This is a genomic window from Zarconia navalis LEGE 11467 (assembly GCF_015207075.1).
Classification (GTDB): Bacteria; Cyanobacteriota; Cyanobacteriia; order Cyanobacteriales; family Geitlerinemataceae; genus Zarconia; species Zarconia navalis.
In genome coordinates, this window is the sequence record NZ_JADEXN010000223.1 from 1 (window position 1) to 7,932 (window position 7,932).

Genomic DNA, 7,932 nt, shown 5'->3' on the forward strand with positions numbered 1-7,932 from the left:
AAGTCGATCCGTTTGGGACTTTTGGCAGGGCGGGGAAGGTGGCGGCTGGCGACGAGAATATCGTTGGGCTGGACTTCGTTACCTTTTTTGAGCTTCACTCCATCGTTCTCGTAGACGAAGACGCTATGGGAGGAGGTGACTTTGATGGTGCGATTGTACCGGGTGACGATTTCGTACATCGCTTCCTCGTGGGGGTGACGAATCACCGCTTTGAGGGGGCGGAACCGAGTAGCCTTGGTATCGGGATCGAAGGAAATCACCTGATAGCGATCGGGATCTCGCCGTCCTTCCACGCAATCGTCGATGAAATCGCCGATGTTGACGAACTCTGTCTGTCCCGAATCTTTCTTGACAAGGGTGGGTTCGTCTCCCGCCACGCTCATAATCACGATCCGGTGATAGCGCAGTTGAGATGCATCGAACTCTTCCCCTTTGATGCCCAATCCCAGGGCAGTAATTAGGGACTGAATTTCGTTATTTTTGTAGATTTTGCTGTCGTCGGTTTTCTCGATATTGAGGATTTTTCCGCGCAAGGGCAAAATCGCTTGGAAACGGCGATCGCGTCCTTGTTTGGCGCTGTTGTGAACGAAGACACCACAACTGAGGGCGAAGTTATGGGTGTTGGGCACTTCGATGTCGAATACGTCTTCCCGGTAATCGAGATGTTCGACGGATACGACTCGGTGGTTGTAGTTGCGAACGGCTTGCCGCGCCCGCAAGTCGTCGCCACCAAAGTAGCGATCGCAGAAGGTTTTATAAGTCAGAATCGACTTATCCTTCTGACGGCGGCGATAGTCTTCGTAAATATCGAAATCAAAGTAGCTCAGTTGCCGCAGAACCTCGTGGAGGGTTTCGATGGTTTTGCGATAATAGGTTCGATCGAGCGCCTCGCGACGCTTCGCCCGAAACTCCCGAGTCCACTGCTCCTTGGTTTTCTCCCGCCGCCATTCGACCAGTTCCTCGTCTTGCCATTGGGCTTTGGCTGTCTCGGAATGCGCTTCGCGTGCCTCGGGATTCTCTTCAAAATACGTCCGCACCCGCTCGGCTTGAGCTTGACGGTTCGTTTCATCGCTCCAATATTCTGACTGAGCTTTGTTTAACTGCTCCCGATTTGACGAGCGGTATTCTTCGTTGCTCTCGTAAAACTCCCGCCACTTCTGCCCCATATAGGCTTTGTAATTCTCATCCTCCCACTGAACTTTTGCCTGTTCCGAGAGGATTTCGCGGGTGCGGGGGTCTTGCATCCGCTCGCTCATCATCGCCCGAAATTCCGGACTTTGATGGATTCGGCGGCTTTTTTCGATAACGTCGGGACGATGGAGGGTTTTCTCTAAATTCTTGCGGTGCAATGCCAAATGCTCGTCAGCGGGCAATCGCTGAATGTTGCTCGGGTCATTGTTGCGCTTGTTGAAATCGACGTGATGGCGGTGGTTGCCGTCGGCAGCGCGATAAACTCCCCCTGCCAGGTTGTAGAAGTCGGCGAGCAAGTGAGTGTAAATCCAGCGATCGGTTCGGGGACTCCACGCCATCTCGTAACCATCGAGTCCTTGCCCTTTCTCGTTCTTCTGGGAAACCTTCCGATACAGGGGCATCAGGGAATCTTCCGGGGTCAGCAATTCGGCGGCTTTATACGTCCCATCCCGCAACATGAAGGGGTGATCGGGGGTACAAATAATACTTTCCCCGTTATCCAAGGTAACTTTCACCAACTCTGCATTGGCTTTGGTCATCCGAGCGTTAATAATCTGCTCGATCGCCACTTTCCCGTCTGGGCGCATCGTGTAGCAGTAATGTTCTTTTCCTTGGGATTGCTCCTCAACAATCTTTTCGATAGGTATTTCTCGACCATCAGTCAAAGAAACATAAGTATTTCTTATGAAACAGCCCCCCGCGGAATCTCCTTCGACCAGAAATATCTCCGATTCTGAGGGGTCTTTAGAGCTGCAATCGGCCAGTTTTCCGGGCAATGTCGAGGATTCGAGGACGGATTTGCGGCGCACCAATTCCCGCGCTCGTCGGGCGGCTTCTGCGGCGTTAAAGGCCTGAATCGCTTTTTCGAGAATGAAATCGCCGACGCTGGGATTAAAGTCGAGATATTCTGTGAGGACTTCACCGACGAGGGAATCGACAATTCCCCGAACTTCGGTATTGCCGAGTTTGGTTTTGGTTTGTCCTTCAAATTCCGGGTCGGGGACTTTAACGGAAATTACCCCCGTTAAGCCTTCGCGAATGTTTTCGCCGCCGAGGTTGGAATCGCCCTCTTTGAGTTTGTTGCGTTTGCGGGCGATCGAATTCATGGTGCGCGTCAGCACCGTTTTCAACCCTTCGAGGTGGGTTCCTCCGTCGATGGTGCGGATATTATTGGCAAACCCGAGCAAGTTATCGCTAAAGGCATCCACGCACCATTGCAAGGCGGCTTCGACTTGCACGTTATTCCGCTCGCCGGAGATATAGATAATCTCTTCGTGGAGGGGAGCTTTGTCCCGGTTCATGTACTCGACGTATTCCCGAATTCCCCCTTCGTAGTAGTAGGTTTCGACTTTGGGTTCGTCGGTACCGAGCAATGCCAAACGGCGATCGCTCAAAGTAATTTTGACCCCAGCGTTTAAGTACGCCAGTTCCCGAATTCGGCTGGCGATCGTATCGTAGTCGAACTCGATTCCGGTGGTGAAGATATCGGTATCGGGCATGAACTGCACCGAAGTCCCCGTCCGACTTTTCTCTTTGCTCGACTTCACTTGCAAGTCGGCGACGGGCTTTCCCCGTTCGTAACGCTGGAGATGCTCTTTTTTCTCTCGCCAAACGGTGACTTCCACCCATTCCGAGAGGGCATTGACCACGGAAACCCCCACCCCGTGCAATCCCCCCGAGACTTTGTAGCCACCACCGCCAAATTTACCCCCGGCGTGGAGAACGGTCATCACCGTTTCGAGGGCGGATTTCCCGGTTTTGGAGTGAACGTCGGTGGGAATCCCTCGACCGTTGTCGGTGACAGCGACGGAACCATTGGCGTTTAAATCGACTTCGATGTGGGTGCAGTAACCAGCCAGCGCCTCGTCGATGGAATTATCGACGACTTCGTAGACGAGATGGTGCAGTCCTCTCGGCCCCGTCGAGCCAATATACATCCCCGGACGCTTGCGAACTGCTTCTAGACCCTCTAGAACTTGAATCTGATCGGCGCCGTAATTGCTGGTCATAACAACTTTCTCCATCTATGGGGCTAGACACGCCGCGTAAGTCTAGCGATGCCAAAAACAACCTAAATTCTAACACAAAAAGGCTGAAGGCGATTCTAGGGGGTTTTAAAGGAAAATTTAGACGGGGGTTGCACCTACCTTATTTTTAAGTTTTACGAATAAACGTTACAAACAAAAATAAAATAGGTTTTCGACGACTTCGGGGCGATCGCTCAAATAGTTAGAAAGTGAGGTTTCGATCGAGGTTGCAACAATGTCTTCAACTTCTCGATTTCCCAGTTTGTACTTGACCGGGCCGCTGTACTCTGGTGCTGGGAGCATCACCGCCACAATTCCCATTAAGCCCGATCGCACCTGTTGCCATTTTTTGTTTAAGTTGCTGCCAGATAAAGGATGAAAAGCTTCAACGGCGCGAATAACTCCTCTTTTCAACCCTTCAACGTGGGTTCCTCCATGAATTGTGCGAACCTGGTTGGCAAAGCTAGTAATGTGAAGCGTATCGTATAAATCGCGATCGGGATGAAAGCTTTCTCCAAATGCTTGTCCGAAAATTGCGGTACAGGGGAAAGAGTGCAGGATATGCCGATATTTTACCTCGGAAGCGGCGTACCAACGCAGTGCCACTTCGATTTGAAGGCGATCGCGCTGGGTTTTGATGTGAAAGATATCCGATCGCTGAGTCTGACTGGCATTCACCCCGGTCAAATAATCGGCGATGCCGTTGGGGTAATAGAACGTATCGATGTGCGGTGTCTTGCCGATGCGTTCCAAACTATTTCCAAATTCGTCGGTTTAAATTCAAATCTTCAACAATACCAATCATCATTTGTAGAGTTTGAAAGTGTTCCAAAGCTGGCTGAAAACTGAGTAAACTGCTAAAAATTTGGGGTTCAAATAAATCTCGACTGTAAGGAATAGCAATGTAAACACTGTTATTTATAAAGGCAATATGAATATTTTTTTCGACTTTGTGCTGGAAATCGACTATACGCTGCATCAGACTGGTGGAGAGAATGTAGCGCGCCTCAATCTGGTCAGTTCCATAAACGGTAAACAGGCTTTCAAATTCTGGATCTTCGAGTTCGACTAACTGCTTGTTAGAGAACGATCGTCCCCTTTCTTCACCTGGAACTACTATAGTCCGACCCTTGAATGACTTATTAAAATTAGCTTGAAAAAAAAGTCCTCTAAAAATTGTAATCCATCTATCTTTTTTCTTTCTTCTAACTTTGCGCTTTGCTATAACTTCAGAAAAATAGAGTTTGGTTTCTCCCCATATTCCCTTTACACAGTCTTTCTCAGAAAAGCTGTTTGGCTTACGAAAAAGGTAACTTTCGATAAAAGCCTGTCGAGTCGGTTTATCTGAAGCATGGTGGGAATAGCTGAGATTCCCATTTGGATCGATGAACTCAAGAATTTTGGTAATAATTCTTTCCTTGAATTCTTTGTCGTAAGATTCTATCGACGGTGATATAAAGAGAAGCCAAGCAACTAAAATAATCCAGAATATCCAAAATAAATGTTTTGAGTTCAACGATAATAAAACAATTACAATTGCTAGAGCAAAAAAAATTAATCCAAATACTAATGCCGATCGAACTATTTTCAAAACAAGATTTTTCCTCTGTTGTTCTAGACCTTTTAACTTTACAAACAAATCCTTCTCAAAGTACTGTTTAAATTGAGTAACACTTTTGAGCTGAATGTCTTTTGGGTCTAGATTGGAAGTCTCTGAAAATCTTTCTCGACGATCGAGGTGGGACTTAAAACCCAGTGAAGGCACAAACTTTACCTTTTGAGTCGATGTTTTTTGAAAAACAGACGAAGCTGACGTAAGATGGGGTAATACTCGACGCGCCCAGGCTTGCACTTTCGCCCGATCGCTACGAATTAGCTGCCGACACAGAGCAATCGCTTGTTTTTCTTGACCATTTTCTTTGTAAGCTCTTACCAAATGCATTTGAGCTTGCAAAAAACGAATCGAGAGTCGATCTGTCTCAAGTTTACAGTAGCGTTCGAGTAAATAAACTGCCTCTTGAAACTGTTTTTGATGCAATGCCCGAATGCCGGCTTTTAGCGAATTATCCATTGGCAATCTGCCCGTATGTAAATACGACACTACATGGGCTAAAGTCGTGAAAAGTGACTATTGGTTAAAAAGGTTACCGACGTTGACTTTCTGTTGTTCGCTTACAGGAGTTTCAAACAGCTTTTTGCGATGATAGTTCATAATAGCTGCGACCAGATTAGTCGGAAACATTTCGATCGCATTGTTATAGTTGGTTACACTCGTGTTGTAAAACCGCCGTGCTGCTGAAAGTTGCTCCTCGATTTCATTCAGAGATTTCTGGAGTTCTAAAAAGTTCTGGTTAGCTTTTAAGTCTGGATAAGCCTCCACTGCAACTAACAGGTTTCCCAGCTCCTCACTCAAACGGTTTTCTAATTCTACGCGACCTTCTTGAGTAACGTTACTCGAAACAGCGCGAGACCTAATTGCTGCAATATTAGTCAGGGTTTTTTGCTCGTACTGCATATAAGTTTTTACTGTTGAAACAAGCTCGGGAATCAAGTCGTAGCGCTTTTTGAGCAATACATCTACACTAGCTAATACATTTTCAACCCGATTTTTTAAACCAACTAAGGTATTATAAAGACTTGCAAGAATTACAAATACGATCGCAATTCCGACTCCAATTGCCACCCAAATCCACATAATAAGATTTTCAATAAAACAATAAACTTTTTTTTCGATTGCAGAAATCTAGTAACTTAAACAAACGATCGTATCGCGTTTCCAAGTCGTGCCCGATTCGATTCTCCGCATCAGTATTGAACTTGTCGTATTTTGTAACTGAGATTTCTGCTGCTATTGTAGCAAGAGCAATCGGGTTTTAAAAGTACCTACTAAGGGTACTTTCTATCTAAAGCGTGTCATCAGTTAAACCAATAATAGAAGCCGCCAGATAAATCTGCCTCAAAAAATTTGGCGCCCTAATTTCTGGTAATACCCAATTTCGGGCTATATTAACCCAGCCATAACGACTCGATCGCAAATGACCCCAGCATCATGACTGACCCCAGCAACACCCTGAAAGGATTAGCAGAACAGATCGATTTGCCATTTGTTAGCCACGACTTTGCTCTTATCGATCGACTTCACGGGAAATCTCTCGGAGATCCTTGGTTTGAAGCCGACATCCCCTTCACCTTATCCATGCCCCACTTTTTCGTACCATTTGGAGCGACCTCAAGTTCAGAGACGATCGGCCTCTGCCTGCATCCAACGGCTGTGGCTCAAAAAAAATTGCCCGTTGCTTCCCTTTCCGAAGAAGGACAGCTCATCGAAGTTGCGCCGTCGCCGATCGTCTATTTGCACTACCTGCTAACGGAGATGGAAGCTTATGCGATTGAGGATGGCGACGATCCAACGGAATCGATGGCAGAAGAACTCGACTGGATCGGTGAAATCTTGGGTCGCAATTTTTACACCTTGGGGCAACATGGTCACGATCCCGATGTATTTAATACAGATACCGTCGATCGCTATATTATCGATACTTTTGGCGGATCGGCTCGTAATTTTCTGCGCACGAGGCGAAAACAGACCGCTGCTGACATCATCGAGCATTTAGAGCGAGGCATTGCTACCAACTCATCGAGTCTGGCTCTCCACGCGAAATTAGCCTATTACTACCATCAGAACGGACAGCCGGAGGCAGCAGTGCAAAGTATTGCAAATGCCCTTTCTTGCGATCGCCATACCCAAAAATGGGACGATCTAAAGAAACTGCGTCAGTTGGCAGCAGATTTATCGAATCAGGGATACGAGATGAGCGATCGAGTCGCTCGAGAACTGGCTGGAGACAAGATGGAAGAACGAGTCAAACGGATCGTTTCGTTGTACCGGGATGAAGCGTTCGATCGGTGTGCAAAGCAACTCGACGATTTGTGCTACGAAGTTTGCACTTATAGTTATCGACCCATTAACGAGTTGTTGCAACAGATTTATCGACACTTGGGTTGGAATTGGCTCATTCCGTTAATGTCTCAACGAGAACTATTAGAAAAAAACGATTTAGCCAGGGATTTTGCGAGAAAGAATTTAAGCCCTGACTGGGATTTGCCTCTTCGAGCTTTGATAAAGTAGGGGTCAACGGCCGCAAGTCCCCTACAGCTAAAGCCGCCCCTACAATTTTTTAAACTTTCTTTTTAAAGTTGACTGATGTGAGAAATACCGATCGTAATCAATGTCGATCGCATCTCTCCACACCCATCAATCGATCGCCTCAACCCTCGCCATCTCCAAAATTTCAGGAATCAAATCCTCTCGCCGCACCGCCATCATATGTACCCCCTGGCACAGTTGACGGGCAATTTTCACCTGTTCGGCGGCGATCGCCATTCCTTCGCGCAAGGGTTCTTCTGCCCGTTCTAACCGATCGATCGTTTCGTCGGGAATATGCACGCCGGGAACGTACTTATTAATAAATCGAGCATTTTTCGCCGACTTAAGCAGAAAAATCCCCGCCAGAACCGGCTTCCCCGCCTGATTCGCCACTTCCGTCATAAACTTATCGAGGCGATCGAAATCAGAAATGAGCTGACTTTGGAAAAACTGCGCCCCCGCTTCCACCTTCCGCTCGAAACGACGTTGCAATGAAGAAAAGCTTTTCAGTTGCGGATCGACGGCTGCCCCCACAAATAAGTCTAGGGCTCCGTCGGGAAGGTGGTT

General features: G+C 47.3%; 6 protein-coding genes. 1 reads left to right on the forward strand and 5 read right to left on the reverse strand.

From position 1 onward, the window contains the following. The 4 genes from IQ235_RS12710 to IQ235_RS12725 form a co-directional block, all read right to left on the reverse strand. Nucleotides 1-3,200: ATP-binding protein (locus IQ235_RS12710; protein ID WP_264321827.1), on the reverse strand; the 3,200-nt coding region annotated here is incomplete at its 3' end. A 165-nt stretch (nucleotides 3,201-3,365) separates the two neighbouring features. Next, nucleotides 3,366-3,971, reverse strand: coding sequence for a TopoII/MutL transducer domain-containing protein (locus tag IQ235_RS12715; protein WP_264321828.1), 606 nt, complete (start codon nucleotides 3,969-3,971; stop codon nucleotides 3,366-3,368). Between the two features lies 1 nt (nucleotide 3,972). Beyond that, nucleotides 3,973-5,289, reverse strand: coding sequence for a DUF3137 domain-containing protein (locus IQ235_RS12720; RefSeq protein WP_264321829.1), 1,317 nt, complete (start codon nucleotides 5,287-5,289; stop codon nucleotides 3,973-3,975). A 57-nt stretch (nucleotides 5,290-5,346) separates the two neighbouring features. Continuing rightward, nucleotides 5,347-5,901: a LemA family protein gene (locus IQ235_RS12725; RefSeq protein ID WP_264321830.1), complete on the reverse strand. Its 555-nt coding sequence runs from the start codon at nucleotides 5,899-5,901 to the stop codon at nucleotides 5,347-5,349. A gap of 366 nt (nucleotides 5,902-6,267) precedes the next feature. On the opposite strand from IQ235_RS12725, the gene IQ235_RS12730 reads away from it, so the two are divergent. Further along, complete coding sequence (locus IQ235_RS12730) at nucleotides 6,268-7,347, forward strand: hypothetical protein (RefSeq protein WP_264321831.1); 1,080 nt, start codon at nucleotides 6,268-6,270, stop codon at nucleotides 7,345-7,347. Nucleotides 7,348-7,473: 126 nt separating this feature from the next. On the opposite strand, the gene IQ235_RS12735 is transcribed toward IQ235_RS12730, so the two are convergent. Beyond that, on the reverse strand, nucleotides 7,474-7,932 hold a 459-nt coding region (locus IQ235_RS12735; RefSeq protein ID WP_264321832.1), incomplete at its 5' end, for a methylenetetrahydrofolate reductase.